Consider the following 19,413-nt stretch of genomic DNA (forward strand, 5'->3'; position numbering starts at 1 on the left):
TGACAGGAAAATGTTATTTCAGAATGCGTTTGATGTGGTTGGCTTGGTGAATGAGGTCGGTGAAGGCCGGGTAGTCTTCCCGCGCCAGCACGTCGCGCATGTGTTGAAGCTGGCGCAAATGTTCGTCGAGCACGTCGAGCACGTTTTCACGATTTTGGCGGAAGATGGGCACCCACATGGCCGAGGAGCTTTTGGCCAGACGCACCGTGGAGGAAAAACCCGTACTGGCCAGCTCAAAGATACGCTGCTCGTCGCGTTCTTTCTCTAACACGGTGAGAGCCAACGCAAACGACGTAATGTGCGAGATGTGCGACACATAGGCCACGTGCATGTCGTGCTCGGCGCCGCCCAGGTACACGCGCCGCATGCCTAGGGCGTCGGCTATCTGCTCTACCCGCGCCACGGCGTCGGCGGCGCTGTCTTCGGCGTCGCAGAGCACTAGGGTTTTGTCGCGGAACAGCTCCGGCACCGCCGCCTCCGGCCCCGAAAACTCGGTGCCCGCCATGGGGTGCACCGCCACGAAACGACTACGTTTGGGGTGCGTGCGCACCACATCAAGCAGCGCTTTCTTGGTAGAGCCCACGTCGATAACCACTTGATTTTCTGCCAGATCGAGCACCGCAGGCAGCACGGAAAGCAGCGCGTCCATAGGCACGGCCAGGATAATCAGGTCGGCGCGGCGCACGGCGGCGGGCAGGTCGGTGCTGCCCTCATCAATGAGGTGACGGGCGGCGGCTTCGCGCAGGTGGGTAGGGTTGTGGTCTACCCCAATGACGTGCGTGGCTACGCCGTGCTGCTTCATGCTCAGCACCAGCGACCCGCCAATCAGCCCTACCCCTACTACCGTGACTATCATAATTGATTTTTGGTTGTTTTCACCCCACCCCCCGGCCCCCTCCCCTCCGGGAGAGGGGGAGCCAAGAGGCAATGGGTAGTGTGTAATTAACAATGAACAATTGCTTGCCATCCACCGCTCATTGTTTACTGACGCTGTGGCTCCACCTCTCCCGGAGGGGAGGGGGGTGGGGTCAGCGCAGAGCTGCCTCTACCCGCCGAATCGCCTCATCCAGCACCTCTACCTTCTGGCACAGGCTAATGCGGATGTAGCCGTTGCCGTTGCTGCCGAAGATGCCGCCGGGAGTGATGAACACGTTGGCGTCGTAGAGCACCCGGTCGCTCACGGCAAAGCCATCGGGGTAGGCGGCGGGCACGGCAGCCCACACAAATAGGCCTACTTGGTCGCGGCTATAAGTGCAGCCCAGCAGGTCGAGCAAGGCAAACACCCGTTCGCGCCGGGCGCGGTAGTAGGCGTTCAGTTCGGCAAACCATTCTTCGCCCAAGCCCAGCGCTACCACGGCGGCCTGCTGCACCGGCCGGAACATGCCCGAATCCATGTTGCTCTTGAAGCGCAGCACGTCCTGTAGCAAATCGGCGCGGCCAGCCAGCATGCCTACCCGCCAGCCCGCCATGTTGTGCGATTTGCTCAGGGAGTTCAGCTCCAACACGCACCCGCGGGCGCCGGGCACAGATAGCAAGCTGGTTGGGTTGTCATTAAGAATGAAGCTGTACGGGTTGTCGTGCACCAGCAAAATGTTGTGTGCTAGCGCGAAATCAACCAACGCTTGCAGCTCGGCGGCGCTGGCGCGGGTGCCGGTAGGCATGTGCGGGTAGTTCACCCACATCAGCTTCACGCGACTAAGGTCGGTGGCGGCCAGGGCCGCCAGGTTGGGCAGCCAGCCGGTGTCGGCGGTCAGATCGTACTCGCGCAGGGTAGCGCCGGTTAGCTCGGCAGCAGCGCGGTAGGTAGGGTAGCCGGGGTTGGGCAGCAGCACCTCGTCGCCGGCTTCCAGAAACGCCATGCTGATGTGCATGATGCCTTCCTTCGAGCCCAGTAGGGGTAGAATTTCGCTGTTCGGGTCCAGCGTTACGCCATAGGCGCGGGCATACCACGCACTCATGGCCTCGCGTAGTGCTGGCAGGCCTTTGTACGACTGGTAACCGTGGGCATTGGGTAGGGCCGCATCGGCAGTTAGGGCATCTACCACACTGGGTGGCGGCGGCATGTCGGGGCTGCCGATGCCCAGGTTGATGATCTGCTTGCCGGCTTTGTTGAGGGCATCAATCTCCTGCAACTTGCGGGAGAAGTAGTACTCCTGCGTATGAGCCAGGCGCGAGGCGGTGGTAATCTGTATCTGCTGATCGTTCATGACAAAGGATTATTGAAGCACGTTTCCCTGGCTCACCACGTGGGCTGGCACGGCTTCCAGCACGTCGCGGCGGTAGGCCCCCAGCACCTCCAGGTGCTCCGTTACGGGACGTAGCTCGTGCAGCAGGGCCAGCAGTTGCGCCAGCGTATCAAACTCCACATCTACATGGAAACCGTATTGCCACGTGCGCCCCGCGCGGGGGTAGGACTGCAATTTGGATAGGTTGATGCCCAGCCGGGCAATGGGCATCAGCACCTGCACCAGGCTGCCTTGAGCGTGACTGGTATGGAAATACAACGACGCTTTGTTGACGTCGGGCGCCACCTCTTCGAGCACCGGAGCACCGTGCTCTAATACCAGAAAGCGGGTGTAATTAGCTGGCTCGGCGTGGATATCAGCGGCCACGATTTCCAGATCAAACAGCTCGGCGGCCAGGCTTCCCGCCACGGCAGCAATGCCCGGCCGCTGGTGCTCCCGAATGCGCTGGGCGCTTAGGGCCGTATCCTCGGTTTCTACCAGGCGCCAGTGGCCGTGGCTACCCAGGTAGTCGGCGCACTGGAGCAGGGCCATGGGGTGCGAGTGTACCTCGTGCAGGTCGTCGAGGCGCTGGCCGGGTAGGGCCATCAGGTGCTGCCGGATGTGTAGGTATACTTCACCAATCACGTGCACTGGGTGGCGTTGCAACAAGGAGTAGTTGGGTAAAATACTGCCTGCCAAGGAGTTTTCAATTGCCATCAGCCCGAAGTGGGTAGTGCCGCCGGCCACGTGGCGCACTACCTGCCCAAAGGTAGCGCAGGGAGCAATGGCGTGGTCGAGGCCAAAATACCGCCGGGCTGCTACCTGGTGGAAACTTCCTTCAAATCCCTGAATGGCAATAGTTGGGTGCATACGACGAGGAGAAATGGTGTAAAAAAAGGGCCTCCTTGGCAGGGCCCTTCGTTATGCTTTCGCTGGTTAGCAAGTGCAAACGCGGGCCCGCTTCTTCGGGTAGAAGAAGTAAAAAAAGTAATAGGCAAAAGCGGGCGCGTTAATGGGCATGAGTTACAAACAAAAAAAGCCTTCCAGAGTGGGAGGCTTTTGCGTGATTCAGGAGTAGTGTTCCTACAAAGCGGCCTCGCTGCTACGATTGCTCGTAGTAGGTAAAGTAAAAGCTAAAAAAAGCCGAGGCCGAAGTAAGAAGCATGTGGGCGTTGCGTTGACTGATCTGGGTGAAGGCAACGGCCAAAGCTGCGCAATCATTTTTTAAAAACCAAACATCCGTTGGCCGGGCCGTTACGTTGGTGTGCTTGCACCTACTGCCAAAACCGTCGTATTTTGCCGACAAACCGCTTGTTTGCATTTTCTTACTCCGCAGGAAACATCATGATTTTTTTGGGCTCTTCACGCATCACCGCTGCCTTTTTACTAGCTGGCGGCTTCTTCCTGGCGGCTACGGCGCAGGGCCAAACCAACATTGCCATCCTCCAAAAAGCCGATGCGCTGGTAGGCGAACGGAAATATGCGTCCGCTTTTCAGGTGCTGCAAAAGTACGACCCGCGCAACGAGCGCCCGGCCGTGGTACTGCAAAAGGAGGATATTGCCTTGCGCTACAACGTGGGGCACTCGCAGTACCGGCGGTTTGCCTTCAAAGATGTGCAGCTGACGGACAACCTGGAGAACTTCCGCAGTCCGGATAGCACGTATACCATGACCACGTTTCCGCTGGGCCGGGCGCTGCGGGTTTTAAAGACCCGCTACCCCAACGACTACAAGCTGGACCGCGGTCTGGGCGACTACTACTTTGCCGTACAGCAGTGCAACTGCGCCGAAACCAGCAAGGAGGAAGACGACCTGTTTCCGCTGATTATTAAGTACTACGACGTAGCCCACGAGCACGGCTATGGCGACTACAGTTCCTACTACGCGCAAGGCTACTCCTACCAGCGCCTGGGCATGTTTCAGGAAAGCGTGGCGCCGTTTCTGCGCTCCATTGAACTGCGCAAAAACTACCCTGAAGCCCACCTCAACCTGGCCTTTGTGTACCTGGAGCTGAAGCAGTTCGAGAAAGCCAAAGAGCAGGCTCAACTGGCCGTGGAGTTCTTCCCCGATGAGCAGCACAAGTCCGACGCCAACTTCCTGCTTCAAACCATTGAGCAGCGCCTGCAGGGCAAAGAGACTGCTACTCCTGCTAAGCCCGCCGCTACTCCCCAGAAGTCGAAGAAGGCCGTAAGAAAGCGGGTTATCTGATTTTTCTGTCATCCTGAGCATGTGGCGCATTAAGCCAGTGCCGAAGGGCCCTTTTACGTGAGAGCGACTATCGTATCAACGACTCGTTCTCCTGTAAGAGGGCCCTTTGCTGTGTTCAGGCAACAAAGCCAGCATTGCACTTTGGCACGGTTTTTTTGAATAGTACCGCAACAGCCCGTCGTTAGTGTGCACCATGCGGCCCGGCTTTTGGTTCTACTCCCGTTCCCTACAATCATGCAAACGAAGCGTCTTTTCGGCCGCCTGGCCGCGGCTTGCCTTTTCCTAACGGTTTCTTTTTCTGCTGCTCAGGCGCAAGTGCGCCGGCCTACTACCTACTCTACCCAGGGTAGGCGCCCGGTGTATACAGCTCCTCAAACTGCTGCCAGCAACGGCGTCCAACTCGGCATTCGGGCCGGGGTGAACGTGGCCGACTGGTACGGCGACGCCGTGCAAAGCGTGATGTCGCTGGCAGACTACACCAACGGTGCCGTGACCCGCGAAACCCGCACGGGTTTTCACGCTGGCCTGTATGCCACCCTACCCTTGGGCGAGCGGTTTGCCATCGAGCCTGGCGTGTTATACTCTGAGAAGGGCACCCAACTGCGCGGCACGGCCTCGGTGCCCGGCTTTGAGGTGTTGAGCGCCAACGTGACGGCTACCGCCCGCACTGCTTATGTGGATGTACCGGTGCTGGCCAAAGCCTACCTCACACGTGGTCTATACCTCTACGCTGGTCCGCAAGCGTCGTTCCTGGTCAGCAGTAAGGTGCGCGTAGCCGCCGGGGCATTGGGCTTCACGGCCTTCCGACAGGATTTCGATACCAAAAACCAGTTTCGGTCGGTTGATTTTGCTGCCGTGGGTGGCCTAGGCTACCAGTTCGACAGCGGTTTTGGCCTGAGCGCCGGCTACGACTACGGCCTCTCATCGCTGGACAAAAACAACAGTTTCCAGGCGCAGAACAGGGTCATCAAAGCGTCTTTGAACTACTCCTTTTAGTAGCGTGTAGCGGCTTCCGGCTGACACATGTGTAGCGTATTATCTGTGAGCCAGTTGGTTTTCTTTCTCAAAGAAGGCCAACTGGCTTTCGCGTAGCAGCACCCTTACCTTCTGGTAATTTCCACACCTTTCGGGGTAAGTATTTCGTATAAAGTTATTTACTTCACGCTTTATTCCACCCCGCCCCCGCCCATGAAACGCATATCTTTTGCCTTGCTAATGCTACTAGGTAGTACAGCAATGGCCCAGCAACAAGACGCTTACACGAGCACACCCGCACTACACGTAGACCCAGCTACGCAGCAAGTGCTATACAAAGGCACGGTACCGGTAGCCAATACGCCCCAAGAGCATCTGTACTCGCGGGCGCAGGATTGGCTACTACAAGCCAACCGCTCCTATAACCTGACAACACGCACCAACAGCGCAGAAGCGGGTTTCATCAGAACCCACGTAATGCTCCGCGACGGCCAGGAAATGTATTCGTTCCAGCTTTCCCTGCAAACCCAAAACGATGGGTACCGCTACAAGTTAGAGGACGTAGTGTATAGTCAGCCGCACTTTGCCCGCGCCGGCAAGCACAGCGCCGGACCAATCCATATTCCGGCCGAAACCCTGCTGCGAGGACAGCCTACGGCCAGTCAGCGCAAGCAACTGGCCAAAATCGACTCGAAGCTACAAGCCTTTTTACAGGAGTTGAATACGACTATGCAGCGTAAGCCCGAAGGCTTAGCCGTACGTTAGTGTTTGCTGTTTTTACGCACTAGATAGTGCTGTATTAGCCCCTTACACACCAAAAGGGCATCCAAAATAAGTAGCTCCCGCAGGTAGCAGCGCCACCAATGGTGCTGTTGCCACGCGGGAGCTACTTGTTTTCAGGTGTATCCAAGCGGCCTACCCGGTTGGGTATGGTGAGCCGCAACTAGAGGTTATTACGACACCAGCTCCTTGCGGTACAGCTTCTCGTATTCTTCGTCCACGTGATAGGTCGATTCCTCGTGTTGGCTCAGGTCGAGGCCCAGTTCTTCTTCCTCCTGCTTCACCCGCAGCCCTACCAGCGCATCCGTCACTTTCAGCAGCACCCACGACAAGATGGCGACGTAGGCAATAACGATAACTAGGCCTAGCACGTGGTAGCCGAATACGGTAGCGGTGCCATTCACTAAGCCTACATTGGCAGCAAACACGCCCGTGAGCAGCATGCCCACAATGCCCCCCAGGCCGTGGCACGGGAATACATCAAGGGTATCGTCGATGGTAGTGCGGCTGTTTTTCCAGTGCACGGCCGCAAAGCTGACCACCGAGGCCACGATACCGATGAGAATGCTCTGCCCGTAATCGACGTACCCAGCGGCGGGCGTGATGCCTACCAGGCCTACCACCGCACCAATGCAGGCGCCCATAGCTGTGGGCTTGCCGCCGCGCGCTACCTCTACCAGCAGCCACGCCACCAGCGCTGCCGCCGAGGCCAGGTTAGTATTCACAAACGACAGCGAAGCCAACTCATTGGAACCCAACGCCGAACCGGCATTGAAGCCAAACCACCCAAACCACAGCAAGCCGGTACCCAAGAGCACGTAGGGCACGTTGGGCGTCACGAACGACGTTTGCCGGTGCGCCCGGCGCGGCCCCAGCACCATAGCGGCTACCAGCGCAGCCACGCCCGCCGAGATGTGCACTACCGTACCGCCCGCGAAGTCAAGCACGCCCCACTTGCGCAGGAAGCCCTCGGGGTGCCAGGTCCAGTGGGCCAGCGGGCAGTAGATGAACAGGCAGAACAGTACCATGAACACCAGGTAGCTCTTGAAGCGCACGCGCTCCGCAAACGAGCCAGTAATGAGGGCCGGCGTGATGATAGCAAACTTCAACTGAAATGCGAAAAACAGAATGAAGGGGATGGTAGGCGACAAGGTAGGGTTGGGCGCCGTGCCCACATCGCGCAGCAACAGAAACGTCATGGGGTTGCCGATAAGGCCGTTCCAGGAGTCGCCGTAAGCCAGCGAGAAGCCCACGAAGTACCACACAATGGAGATAACACCCAGCGCTACAAAGCTTTGTAGCATAGTAGAAATCAAGTTCTTAGGGCGCACCATGCCGCCATAGAAAAACGACAGTCCCGGCGTCATCAGCAACACAAAGGCCGAGGCGGTCAGCATCCAGGCAATGTCGCCAGTGTTGAGGGCGCTGTTAGCTTCGGCCGACGGATGTGGCACGCGCACGAAGGCCGCTATCAGGCCCAGCACGACCAGCAAAATCAGCCCCAACGGGCTTCGACCAGATTTGGAAGGTAGAGAAGTTTCCATGCGAAAGATGTTAGGTAAGTGGAGGGTGTTTTATCGGTCAATGAGGTAGCTGCTTTCCAGGTAGCTGCGCTAGAAGGCATATACTGCCGCTACCAGCCCGCTCACGGTGGCGTTTTTGCTGTTTCCGGCTTTGTTCACGAAGAGGTTGTCATCGGCACTACTCCTGTCCAAGCGGACTTCCGGGATGATTGTCAGATTATCGATTCTGATGTTGGAGGACAGCGTTGTTTCAATGACATTCTTGCTGAGTCCTAGCAGGTAGTTCTTGTCGCCGGTGTACTCTGCGCGGAGCGTAAACCCGAGCCAGGGCTGGGGGTCGAGGTTGGCGTAGAGGGCCGAGCCCCACCACGTGTGGTATTCATCACTGCCCTCGCCCACAATTCTGCGCTGCTGCATAGTGCCGTTGTAGGAAAACGACAACTTGCTATTAATCAAATAGCTAAGCACTAGATCTTCCTGGTGCAACCGTAAGCTATTCAGCGCCCGGCCGCCCTGGTAGTTGAGGTAGACCTTCAACTTATCGTCTCTGCTGCTGGTAGCCAGCTGCGCAATGGCCATTTTCGGCATGCTGCTGGCGCTCTTGAAATCAGTAGGATTGGCGATGCCCACCATGAGGGTTGTTTTGTCGCCTACGCTCACCTCCGCTTTCAGTCCTGTATGGAAAAATGGCCCGTACGAGAACATGTAGCTCATGCTGTAATTACGGTTCAGGTACGGATCTACCGACTCGTACCCAATATGCGTGGCCCAACTGCCCGCCGTAATTTTGATTTTCTCTGTGGGCGCATACGTCACATACAACTGCTTGATAGCAAACCGGGTACGGTCATCGTTGTAGGAAAATTCCTCGGCTCGCCGTCCAAAACCGACATCGGCCACCAGCCCTACCTTGCCTATCGTGTGCGCCGCCTTCAGCGAAATCATACCCAGCTCAAATGAGTTATGACTGTTGGTGAAGCTTGTGAGGTTATTGTATGGGCCTTCCTGCGGATTACTGAAGTTGTAGCGGTAGTAGCCATCGGCTGAACCAGAGAACACAAACGGCTTTTTCTGCACGGAATCGCCAGGTTCGCTTGCCAGGGCTGCCGCCAGGAGGGCAGTAGTCAACATCAACATAGAGGAGGGATATAGGTGAAAGCAGTGAGCGTACGCGTATTGAAAAAAGCGTGGGCTATGCCATGCTTTTCGGGCAAGCGGAGGCCGGCTACTGCTTTTGCAAGGCAGCACTCAGCAGGGTACTATGCTTCTTGAAAATGCGCCTGCCTAATCGGGCAGAAGCACTTAATAGTATTGTAAGTGGGATAGGTAATGCAAGGCTGTTGAGTGTTGTATTGCAATTAGCAAGCTCAACAGGGGTAGGTTGTAATTATGAAGCCAATATATACATGCACTTTTAAATTATTGCAAATACACCCCTATTTTTTAAGTACTTATTTTAAAAATTTATCTTTTACACAATAATACCCCTTACAAAATGGGGTCATTTCTTGAAAATAGTGTTTTTGATTTATGTGGTTTTAAGTAACTGCTATGCTCCATATTCCTACTACATGCTGTATGCAAAAGGTCCCTGCCGGTAGCCCCCACCTCATTTGAATAGGTGGAAGGGCTCCCAACAGGGACCTGGTGCAGAAAGTGTATACAAGGTAGGCGCGCCACAAAGTATGGTAGCGCCTACCTTATTAGGGCTATTAAGCGTACGTCAACTCACCGGCACCCACTTGCAGGCGGATGCCCGCTTCGGCCGTAATGCGGCCCGCTACTTGGGCCTGGTAGCCGTCGGCGCGGAGGCTTTCGGCTACGGCTTCGGCCTGGGCTTCGTCGGTCACGAGGAGCATGCCGTTGCCCATGTTCCAGTAGAGGTAGGCGTCGGCGGGGGTGATGCCGGCCAACTCCGTGAGCTTCTGCATGGCGGGCAGCGGCTCGAACAGGTTGTTCAGCTCGGCGCCTACCCCGTTTTTCAGCACCCGCTTGAAGTTATCGGCAATGCCGCCGCCGGTGATGTGTGCCGCGGCATAGAGCGGCAAGCCTTTGTCGAGCACCTTGGCTACACCGGGCGAGTAGATGAGCGACGGCGCCAGCAGCACCTCACCCCAGGTGTGCCCGGCCGTGCCGTGCGGGGTAGCATCAGGGCCGTCGTAAGGGGCGGAGTGCCAGTTGTCACCAAATAGGTTTTGCAACGTGCGACGGGCTAGCGAAAAGCCGTTGGAACGGAAGCTGGGCGACTGAATAGCTACCACCGCCTGCCCGGCTTGCACACCCGCGCCACTGAGCGGGCGCTCCAGGCTGGGGTGCAGGCTGCCGATAGCCGTAGAGCACCAGTTGAAATTCATGCGCGCCCTGGCCCAACCGCCGATACGGTTGCCCAGCTCGGCAATTTCGCCGCCCGTGATGGCCACGCCGGCAAAGTTGCAGGCGTCGTGCAAGCCGCGCATCATCTCGTCAATCACGTCGTAGTCAAGCGTGTTCACGTCGATGATGTTGCTGAGGTTGGTAGGCACGAAACCGCCCACAATCAGGTCGTCGGCTGTCATGGCCACCAGGTCGTAGCCCAGCGTATCAAACTTGCCTACCCGCTCGGCTACCTCAATCTTGGTACCGATGCCATCGGAGGAAATGCCCAGCCGCGCGTTGCCGAAACGAATTTCGTTGGCGAAGCCGCCGTCCAGGTCCTGGGCCGCCTCGCCGGGCTTGCCGGTGCGGTTGGCGAAGGTTTTCTTAGACCACGCATAGGCGTTACGGGAGCATTCGTTGCCGAGGTCGATGTCGTAGCCGGCAGGTTTTTGGGAAGATGACATGGGTTAGGCTATTTATTTCTGTCATCCTGAGCGGAGCGAAGGACCTTATGCCCGCAGAACGATTTTCATAACAACGACTCGTTCTTGCGTGATAAGGTCCTTCGTCGCCGCTTGATGCGCGGAATGCTCAGGATGACACAGGTTTTTTGGTGAATTAATGCTCCGTGGGCTCGGGAGCTTTGGCACTGACAGAGGTAGCGGCCAGCGCCTTATCCTTCTTGCTGCGGTGACTCTGGCGCTCCTCCTGAATGTGGCGCAGGTAGCGCGTCACGTCGCCGGTGGGGTAGTTGCCAGTGAAGCAGGCAAAGCAGTTGCCGCCGTGGCCCTTTTCCGGCGAAAACAGCTCCTGCAAATCCTCCACGGACTGGTAGATCACGCGGTCGGCCTCAATATAGTCGCAGATTTCTTGTTCGGTGTGGTTGGCTGCAATCAGCTCCGTGCTCATAGCCATGTCGATGCCGTAGATGCAGGGCGACACAATGGGCGGCGCCGACGAAATGAAGTACACTTCCTTTGCACCCGCCTCGCGCAGAATGCGCACGATGCGCCGCGAAGTAGTGCCGCGCACAATACTGTCGTCGACTACGGCCACCTTCTTGCCCTCCACAAAAGCGCGGATTGGGTTCAGCTTTTTCTTCACCACGTCTTCCCTACCCGCCTGGCTGCTCACAATAAAGGAACGGCCCATGTGGTTGTTTTTCACCAACCCACGGCGGTAGGGCACGCCAATGGCTTCGGCCAGTCCCGATGCCGCAAAGTAGCCCGACGAAGGCACATCAATCACCATATCGGGCTGCAAACCAGCTTCTTTCACCCGGCGCGCCAGTAGCTTACCCAAGCGCACCCGCTCCCGCGCCACCAAGCGGCCGTGAATCACGGAGTCTTCGCGGGCGAAATAGATGTGCTCGAATACGCAGAAGTTCTTGGGCTGCTGGTAGGGGTTCTTGTAGTGAACCTTGAAATTCTGGTCGATGAACACCGCTTGGCCCGGCCCCACGTTCTTGATGAACTCAAAGCCCAAGTAATCAAAACACGTTGATTCTGAGGAGAAGGCGTATACCGGGCCGTTGGGTGTTTCGCGGCGGCCAAATACTAAAGGCCGGATGCCGCGGGGGTCGTTGAAGGCTAGCAGTCCGTACCCGGCAATGACGGTGATGGTAGCGTAGGCACCTTCCACCAGCTCTTGCGTCGTCTCCACAGCATCAAAGATATCGACCACGGAGAGGTGGTCGAGGTCTTTGGTGCGCAGCTCCGAGGCAAAGGTGTACATAATCAGCTCCAGGTCGTTGCTGGTTTTGGGCAGCACGTGGTACTTCTCGTGCAGGCGCTTGGCCACGTCGCGGAAGTTGATGACGTTGCCGTTGTGCACCATCGACAGCCCAAAGGGGTAGCTAGTGGTGAACGGCTGCGCCAACTCCGAGTCGTTGGAACCCTGCGTGGTGTAGCGCGCGTGCCCAATGCCGATGTTACCTTTTAGCTTTTTCAGGAACTTCGGCCGAAACACGTCGGCAATCAATCCGTTGCCCTTGTGCAGGTGAAAGTTGCCGTCGAAGGTGGCAATGCCGGCGGCGTCCTGCCCGCGGTGCTGCAACGCGGTGAGGCCGAACACGATATCGTGCGCAACGTCATCAGGACCGTAAAAACCTACTATTCCGCACATAGTCGAAGTGTCAATGTTGAGTTGCCGACTGCTCGGCAATGGAGGGGGTAGGCAACTCCTGGCGAATGAGTTGCGCTAAGGTATTGGCGTACAATTGGTGTTCCACGGCCAGGCCACGGCGCTCTACTTCAGCCAGCGTATCGGCGCCGCGCAGGTCCACGGGGCCCTGCGCTAAAATCGGACCCGTATCGAGACCCTCATCAACCAAATGCACCGTTATTTTAGTTTCGGGCAAGCGGTTTTCGAACGCCCACTCGTAGGCGTGTAGTCCTTGGTGCTGGTGCGTATCGGCGGGATGAATGTTGACAATGCGTCCCGCAAACGCCCGCACAAATACCGGCGACAGAATGCGCATGTAGCCGGCCAGCACCACGTAATCGGGTTGGTAGCTTTGCAGCAAGTTCACCACGGCCGCGTCGTACTCGGCGCGTTTCCTACCCTCCGGGGCCAGGCTGGCGGTAGGGCAGCCCAGTGCGGCAGCCGTAGTCAGGCCCGGCGCATCGGGCTTATTGCTGAACACCACGGCCACTTCGGCCACGCCTTGCAATACGCCACGCTGCACCGCCTCGACCAGGGCCACCATGTTGGAGCCCCTTCCCGAAAGCAAAATCGCCAGACGTGGCAAGTTCGTTGTCATTAGTATACGCGGGTAAGGATGGGGCTGGGCCGCTGTCCGATGTCGGAGCGATAGTACGCATCCTGGAAGCTGATTTTCTTGATTTCAGCGTATGCTTGCTGCACGGCATCGTTCAGCTCATCGCCATGCGTTACTACCACCAGCACCCGACCGCCACCGGTTACTAGTTGTCCGGCTTCGGCACCGGCTTTCACTCCACCAAGGAACACCAGCGTTTCGGGCGCCAGCTGGTCGAGGCCGGTGATGGGGAAGCCGGTTGGGAACTTGGGCGCCGGGTAGCCGCCTGAAGCTAGCACCACCCCGGCATAATGGCCAGGGCGCTGCCACACGTCATGGCGCGCTAGGTCGCCGTCGAGGGCCGCCGTGATGAGGTCGAGCAAGCTGCTTTGCATGGCGGGCAGCAGCACTTCAGCTTCTGGGTCGCCCAGACGAGTGTTGTATTCCAGTAGCTTCGGCCCGTTGGGCGTGAGCATGATGCCGAAATAGATGAAGCCTTTGAAGTCGAACTGCGACGTTTGCAAACCGCGCATGGTAGGTTCAATGATGTCGCGGCGCACTTCGGCCATCACGTTGTCGTCGGCGAAAGGCACGGGGCAGTAGGCACCCATACCGCCGGTGTTGGGTCCCTGGTCGCCAGCACGCAACTGCTTGTGGTCCTGTGAAGTAGCTAATAACCGAATACGGTTACCATCGGTGGCGCCCATCACACTGATTTCTGGACCCACCAGTTTTTCTTCGAGCAAGAAGCTAAACCAATCGGTGTGCAGATCGACCAGCTCATCAAGGGCCGCCTTCACTTCGTCCTGCGACGAGCATACGTACACACCCTTGCCAGCGGCCAGGCCGTCGTACTTCACTACTACCCTACCCTCCAACTCGGCCGCTTTGGCCAGGGCCTCGGTTACTTGGTCGGAGCGGAACGTCCAGGCCTGGCCAGTAGCCACGCCGTGGCGCTGCATAAAGTTCTTCGACCATACCTTCGACGACTCCAGCGCCGCTGCCTGTCGGGAAGGGCCGAACACGCGGATATCGGTCTGGGCAAAGAAATCCGTTACGCCAGCCGCCAAAGTCGCTTCGGAGCCGGGCACAATGAGCTTTACATCGTGCTCCTGGCAAAACTGCTGTACTGCCGGAAAGTCCAGCGCATCGATGGTGGGTACCGAGCCGGGAATGCCGGGGTTGCCGGGCAGCACGTGCACGATGGCACCGTCCTGGGTGAGTTTCCAGGCTAGGGCGTGCTCACGGGCGCCGGAGCCGAGGATGACTACATTCATGAAATAACTGGGTTTCGCGCGGTGTTGAATTTTCGCGCGGAGTTGAAAAAGGGAGTTTCACCAAGTGGATTCTTTTCTAAACTCTCCCTTTAACTCCGTGCGAAATTTTTCTATTAGCAATTGAATTACAGCGCTTTCATCACGCCAGCGCGCACCAGGTTGCCTACCAAGCGGGCCGATACGTCACCCTCGTCGGTGGTGGGTAGGGACTGCCCGGTGATGCGCTCGTAGATATCGAGGTAGCGGCGGGTGGCTTCCTGCGATACTTCGGGCGTGAGGGCACGGGGATACTGACCGTCTACCTTATTGGCAATCAGCCACTGGCGCACGTACTCCTTATCCATCTGCTCGGCCGACTCCGGGTTCTTGGCGTAATCTTCGGCCGACCAAAAGCGCGACGAGTCCGGTGTGTGGATTTCATCAATCAGGATCAGCTCGCCGTTCACCAGGCCAAATTCATACTTGGTGTCTACCAGGATGATACCCTTTTCCTTCAACAAATCGGAGCCTACCTTGAACAGCGCCAGGGCTTTCTCCTTCATCTGTTCGTACAGCTCCTGGCTCACCCAGCCTTCACTCACCAGGTTTTCGGGCGTGATTTCGCGGTCCGATTCCTCTTTGGTTGTTGGCGTCACGATGGGCTCGGGGAACTGCTGGTGCTTGGTAAGGCCATCGGGCACGGTCACGCCCGAGAAGGTGCGCTGGCCCTGCTGGTAGCCGCGCCACATCGAGCCGGTGAGGTAGGCCCGCACCACCATCTCCACCCGAATCGGCTCGGCTTCCTTCACCAGCATGGCGTTGGGGTCTACCAGCTCCATCACGTGGTTGGGAATGATGTCGCGGGTGTTGTCGAACCAAAAATTGGCCAGACCGTTTAGCACGGCGCCTTTGTGGGCCACGGGCGTTTCCAGCACCGAGTCGAACGCCGAAAGGCGGTCGGTCACGACGATGAGCCGGTCGCCCGACGGAGCGCGAAACGAATCGCGTACTTTGCCACGGTGCAGGAGTTCGAGTTGGGGAGTTTCGAAGTGGTTGAGGGTGTTCATACCGGGTAGGAAGCCGACGCGAATCGCTGGCGGGTTGCAGTGATGATTAGGACGCGGAAGTGGCTTCCGCGTGGGGTAGGCCCACGTGCTGTTGCACGTGCTCTACAATGTTGCGGAAGATGCGTAACCCATCGCCCTCTTCTGAAAGGGTAGGGTCTTGCCGCTTGCGGCGCGTCCATTCCGGGTGGTTGTAGAGCGACAGGAAGGCCTCGGGGTGCGGCATCAGACCGAACACCTGGCCCGTGGTATCGGTTAGACCGGCGCAGTTCAGGTCGGCGCCGTTGGGGTTGTGGGGGTAGGCCGACACCTCGCAGCCCGTGCTGTCGCAGTAGGTCAGCACGTTAAGGCCGCGCTGCACAAGTTGCTCCCGCGTGGTAGCATCGGGAATGATGAGACGGCCTTCGCCGTGGCGCACGGGTACTTCCAACGTATCGATGCCTTTGAGGAAAGGCGTGTTGGCCGCTGGATTCACCTTGAGACGCACCCAACGGTCCTCGTAGCGGCCGGAGGCGTTGTGCGTCAAGGTCACTTCGGGCGTCACGTTTCCGGCGAGGTCGGGCAGCAAGCCCAACTTTACAAGCACCTGAAACCCGTTACAGATGCCCAGCACAAACTTGCCATCGGCAATAAACTGCCGGATATCATCTAGCAGCGTGCGACCCTCGGCGTTTTTTGCGGTAGCGCAGCTTGTTGGCCAGCACCACGCCCGAGCCCAAATCGTCGCCGAAGCTGAAGCCGCCGGGGAAGTTCAGAATATCGAAATCGTGGATGCTCACCTCACCATGTAGCACCTGGTTGAGGTGCACAATGGTAGGTTCGGCGCCCGCCAGGCGGTAGGCCGCCGCGAATTCTTCTTCGCAGTTGATACCAAAACCCGTTAGAATGAGAGCCTTTACGTTTGAGCTGTTAGCCATTAGCTGTTGGCTGTTAGCTTGTTCCTGTGTGCTTTTCAAAGGTTCTGTGGTTTCGTGGCCGGCGTCTACACTTTTGTAACCGGGCACCAGAAAGTTGCCGTCCGCTGTTTGGGGTGGCGGGGTATCGTCGCGCTGCTGGTGGGGCGGCGCGTTCAGGTCGGGCATGAGTGGTTTTTCTTCCATATGCTTATCCCAGTCCGCTGGTTGAGCCTTCGTTGGCGTTGCGCACGGCATCCAGGTCCAGCCCGATTACCTTGTTCACCGGCCCGTTCGACCACGTTTCGCGCAAGTCGTTCACATCGGCGTCAACGACTACCTGGCCCGCGTGGCGCACCATGAGGTGGCCATTGCCGGTTACGGTGCCGAGGCGGGTAGCGCGGCCTTTCAGCAACGCCTCAAAGGCTACCACATCCTCGGGCGCTACTGTGGCCACAAAGCGCGAGTGCGATTCGGAGAACAGTTGTGCCCTCAGGCTCAACTCGCCGCTCAGTTCCACATCGGCACCAAAGCCGTAACCAAACGTAGCCTCGGCCAGCGCTACCGCTAGGCCGCCGTCGCTCAAGTCGTGGCAGGATTGAACGAGGTTCTGGTCGTTGGCCTCGCCTATCGTTATATAAAGCTCCTTGGCCTTGTCGAAGCGTACTTGGGGCACGTTGGCGCCCAACTCGCCGTGCAGCGCGTAGAACTCCGAGCCACCCAGTTCGTCGTAGGTTTCGCCCAGCAGGTACACTACGTCGTCTTCCTGCTTGAAGTCCGACGTCACGGCTTTGCGCACATCTTCCAGCTTGGCGGTCATCGAATACAGCACCGTAGGCGGCACCGAAATCTTCACGCCATCGGCCTTGAAGTCGTTCTTCATCGAGTCCTTGCCGCTCGTGAGCGGGATGCAGTAGGCCGCTGTGGCATCGCGCAGGGCCTCGCACATCTGCACCAGCTTGGCGAGTTTGTGCTTACCATCGGGGTTGCCTACCTCATCGTACACCGAATCGGGCACGCAGAAGTTGTCGTTCACGGACCAGAACAGGCCGTCGCCGGGCGTGAGGTTGGGCAGCTTGCCGCCCACAGCAATAATTTGCCGCACGGCCTCGTCAAACGAACCCGCCGACATCTGGTAGGCGTCCAAATCGCCGTAGCGGGGTAAGATGCCGTTGCTGACGGCCACACCTTCCCAGCTCTCAAAATTGAAGCGCACCACGGCGGCGTCCTGCGGCGCCTGGCCGGTGGCGCCCATCAAGGGCTTCACAATGGTGCGACCTTTTACCTCGTGGTCATACTGCCGAATCACGGACTCGCGCGAGCAGATGTTGAGCGAGCCCAGCAAGCGACGCAGCGTGTCGGTGTAGTCGGTTTCGGCGGGGAGGGTAGGCTCCTGCGCGGTGGATTGCGTTAGCTCCGCTTCCAGCACTTTGCGCGGCACGCCTTCGTGCAGGAAGTGCATGTCCAGCTTCGCCACGGCCTCGCCGGCAAAGCGCACGTCGAGGTAGCCGTCGGCGGTGAAGTAGCCAATGTCAGTCAGCTCCACTTCCATCTCCCTACCCAGCGCCAGCAGCTCATCGAGCTTAGCCGGCTCCACAGCCAGCGAAAACCGCTCCTGCGATTCAGAAACGAAGATTTCCCAAGGTCGCAGACCCGAATACTTCAGCGGCACTTTTTCTAGCTCTACTACGGCACCGCCCGAAATAGTAGCCAGCTCGCCGATGCTGGACGAGAGGCCACCTGCGCCGTTGTCGGTGCTGCACTTGATGAGGCCGCGCCGGGTAGCGAGTATCAGGAAGTCCATCGCCAGCTTTTGAGTGATGGGCGAGCCGATTTGCACAGCCGTGGCGGGCGAGGTTTCGTCCAGCTCGATGCTGGAAAAGGTAGCCCCGTGGATGCCGTCCTTGCCTACCCTACCCCCAGCCATAATGATGCGGTCCTGCGGGTCAATCTTTTTTTCCCACGAGTCCTCACCAGCCAGTTGCATGGGCATCACGGCACCGGTACCACAGTATACCAGCGGCTTGCCGGCATAGCGGTCATCAAACACAATGCTGCCGTTCACCGTGGGCACACCCGACTTGTTACCGCCGTCCTCAATGCCTTTGCGCACGCCTTCAAAAATGCGGCGTGGGTGCAGCTGGTTGGAAAGCAGAGTGCCGTTGAACTCGGGGTTACCGAAGCACAACACGTTGGTATTGAACAGCAAGCGCGCACCACCAATGCCGGTGGCTAACGGGTCACGGTTGTTGCCCAAAATACCCGTAATGGCCCCGCCGTAGGGGTCGATGGCCGAGGGCGAATTATGCGTTTCTACCTTCCATACAAACAACGACTCGGGGTTGATGCGCACGGCACCGGCGTTGTCCGAGAACACCTTAATCAGCCAGTCGTTGCCGTTGGCGCGCAGCTGGCGGTCTACCTCAGCGGTGGCGTTGCGGATGTAGGTTTTGAACAGCGAATCGACCTGCTTGGTCTCGCCCGTAGCCGCATCCTTGTAGTTGATAACGGCCGAAAACTCCTTGTGCTTGCAGTGCTCCGACCACGTTTGGGCAATGATTTCCAACTCGCAGTCGGTGGGGTCAGCGGGTAAGCCGGCGTCTTCGCGCTCGGCTGCAATGGTGGCGTAGTGGTCGCGCACGGCGCGCATTTCCTCCAGATTCAGGGCGTAGAGGTTGTCTTTCGACAGCTTCACCAGCTCCTCGTCCGTGAGGCCCACCAGCGGCACTAGCTCCGTAATGGCTTCGGCCCCACCGCCGGGGCGCGGGGTGTAGTCGCGCAGCTCGGAGAGGGGGCCGGTTTCGAAGCGGTTGATCATCTTGTTGCCCAGCAGTTCTTCGGCCAGGCGGCGCAGGTCCTGCGCGGGCAGCTCGTGCTCCAGGAAGTAGAGCCGTTTGCTGAAGATATGCTGGGTATGCGTATCCAGCGTCTGGTTGAGGAAGTCGCCCAGCGCATTTTGCGCCGAGATGCCTTCGTCGTCGGTTACGCCGGGCAGCTTGGCCACTAGGATGTAACTCTTATAGATGGAGTCGGTGGGGCGAAACTCGTCCAGGGCCACATCGTGCAGCACCGGGTCTTGCAGGCAGCGCGTGGCAAAGCTATGCAGCTGCTCGTCGGTGAGGGGGTAGCGCACGGTGTAGAGGGCAGTGCTTTGCACGCGCCCGGTGCGCAGGCCCAGATGGCGCTGGGCTGCTTCGGCTACACGCTGACCTTCGCCGTCGTGACGGGTAGGCTTGAGCCGCAGCTGAATGGTTCGTTGGATAGATTCCAAAAGGAAGGAAATAAGGTTTGCTATTTTCCGCTGCCGCCGGCTCCCCTACCTTTTTATAGATAGGATGCACCCAACTGCCACCGGAAATGCCTTGCCCTACGTCCA

The 19,413-nt window shown here is 58.3% G+C and carries 16 protein-coding genes; 3 read left to right on the plus strand and 13 right to left on the minus strand.

Annotated elements, in window-relative coordinates; translation table 11 throughout:
- Positions 1 to 13: 13 nt before the first annotated feature.
- From F1C16_RS16235 to F1C16_RS16245, 3 genes are all read right to left on the minus strand, one after another.
- Positions 14 to 856, minus strand: a complete 843-nt coding sequence (locus F1C16_RS16235) for a prephenate dehydrogenase (RefSeq protein WP_185281664.1) — start codon at positions 854 to 856, stop codon at positions 14 to 16.
- Positions 857 to 1,028: 172 nt separating this feature from the next.
- The gene (locus F1C16_RS16240) at positions 1,029 to 2,207 is read right to left on the minus strand and encodes a pyridoxal phosphate-dependent aminotransferase (RefSeq protein WP_185281665.1); all 1,179 of its coding nucleotides are present in this window, start codon (positions 2,205 to 2,207) and stop codon (positions 1,029 to 1,031) included.
- A 9-nt stretch (positions 2,208 to 2,216) separates the two neighbouring features.
- Positions 2,217 to 3,095 carry a prephenate dehydratase gene (locus F1C16_RS16245; protein WP_185281666.1) on the minus strand — a complete coding sequence of 293 codons (879 nt, stop codon included), beginning with the start codon at positions 3,093 to 3,095 and terminating at the stop codon, positions 2,217 to 2,219.
- 483 nt (positions 3,096 to 3,578) lie between these two features.
- Here F1C16_RS16245 and F1C16_RS16250 point away from each other — a divergent pair, with 483 nt between their 5' ends.
- The 3 genes from F1C16_RS16250 to F1C16_RS16260 all read left to right on the plus strand — a co-directional run bounded on the left by F1C16_RS16250 (position 3,579) and on the right by F1C16_RS16260 (position 6,173).
- The gene (locus tag F1C16_RS16250; RefSeq protein ID WP_185281667.1) at positions 3,579 to 4,433 is read left to right on the plus strand and encodes a tetratricopeptide repeat protein; all 855 of its coding nucleotides are present in this window, start codon (positions 3,579 to 3,581) and stop codon (positions 4,431 to 4,433) included.
- A 234-nt stretch (positions 4,434 to 4,667) separates the two neighbouring features.
- The gene (locus tag F1C16_RS16255) at positions 4,668 to 5,429 is read left to right on the plus strand and encodes a porin family protein (protein ID WP_185281668.1); all 762 of its coding nucleotides are present in this window, start codon (positions 4,668 to 4,670) and stop codon (positions 5,427 to 5,429) included.
- A gap of 192 nt (positions 5,430 to 5,621) precedes the next feature.
- Positions 5,622 to 6,173 (plus strand): hypothetical protein, encoded by a 552-nt coding sequence (locus F1C16_RS16260; RefSeq protein WP_185281669.1) that lies wholly within the window; start codon positions 5,622 to 5,624, stop codon positions 6,171 to 6,173.
- 188 nt (positions 6,174 to 6,361) lie between these two features.
- Here F1C16_RS16260 and F1C16_RS16265 read toward each other — a convergent pair whose 3' ends face one another.
- From F1C16_RS16265 to F1C16_RS16305, 10 genes are all read right to left on the minus strand, one after another.
- Entirely contained in the window at positions 6,362 to 7,732 is a 1,371-nt protein-coding gene (locus F1C16_RS16265; protein ID WP_185281670.1) for an ammonium transporter, read from the minus strand.
- 69 nt (positions 7,733 to 7,801) lie between these two features.
- On the minus strand, positions 7,802 to 8,842 hold the full coding sequence (locus F1C16_RS16270) for an outer membrane beta-barrel protein (protein WP_219733340.1): 1,041 nt from the start codon (positions 8,840 to 8,842) through the stop codon (positions 7,802 to 7,804).
- 581 nt (positions 8,843 to 9,423) lie between these two features.
- A complete protein-coding gene (locus tag F1C16_RS16275; protein WP_185281672.1) occupies positions 9,424 to 10,530 on the minus strand; it encodes an AIR synthase-related protein in 1,107 nt (368 codons plus the stop codon).
- 154 nt (positions 10,531 to 10,684) lie between these two features.
- Complete coding sequence (gene purF, locus F1C16_RS16280) at positions 10,685 to 12,190, minus strand: amidophosphoribosyltransferase (RefSeq protein WP_185281673.1); 1,506 nt, start codon at positions 12,188 to 12,190, stop codon at positions 10,685 to 10,687.
- A 10-nt stretch (positions 12,191 to 12,200) separates the two neighbouring features.
- The gene (gene purN / locus F1C16_RS16285; protein WP_185281674.1) at positions 12,201 to 12,827 is read right to left on the minus strand and encodes a phosphoribosylglycinamide formyltransferase; all 627 of its coding nucleotides are present in this window, start codon (positions 12,825 to 12,827) and stop codon (positions 12,201 to 12,203) included.
- On the minus strand, positions 12,827 to 14,101 hold the full coding sequence (gene purD / locus F1C16_RS16290) for a phosphoribosylamine--glycine ligase (protein WP_185281675.1): 1,275 nt from the start codon (positions 14,099 to 14,101) through the stop codon (positions 12,827 to 12,829). Before purD ends, purN begins: the two co-directional genes overlap by 1 nt.
- 125 nt (positions 14,102 to 14,226) lie before the next feature.
- On the minus strand, positions 14,227 to 15,147 hold the full coding sequence (locus tag F1C16_RS16295; RefSeq protein WP_185281676.1) for a phosphoribosylaminoimidazolesuccinocarboxamide synthase: 921 nt from the start codon (positions 15,145 to 15,147) through the stop codon (positions 14,227 to 14,229).
- A gap of 46 nt (positions 15,148 to 15,193) precedes the next feature.
- On the minus strand, positions 15,194 to 15,757 hold the full coding sequence (locus F1C16_RS16300) for a phosphoribosylformylglycinamidine synthase subunit PurQ (RefSeq protein ID WP_258048941.1): 564 nt from the start codon (positions 15,755 to 15,757) through the stop codon (positions 15,194 to 15,196).
- 31 nt (positions 15,758 to 15,788) lie between these two features.
- A complete protein-coding gene (locus F1C16_RS22865; RefSeq protein WP_219733341.1) occupies positions 15,789 to 16,244 on the minus strand; it encodes a phosphoribosylformylglycinamidine synthase subunit PurQ in 456 nt (151 codons plus the stop codon).
- 4 nt (positions 16,245 to 16,248) lie between these two features.
- A complete protein-coding gene (locus tag F1C16_RS16305) occupies positions 16,249 to 19,308 on the minus strand; it encodes an AIR synthase-related protein (RefSeq protein WP_185281677.1) in 3,060 nt (1,019 codons plus the stop codon).
- Positions 19,309 to 19,413: the final 105 nt, after the last annotated feature.

The organism is Hymenobacter sp. NBH84 (assembly GCF_014217645.1).
GTDB lineage: Bacteria > Bacteroidota > Bacteroidia > Cytophagales > Hymenobacteraceae > Hymenobacter > Hymenobacter profundi.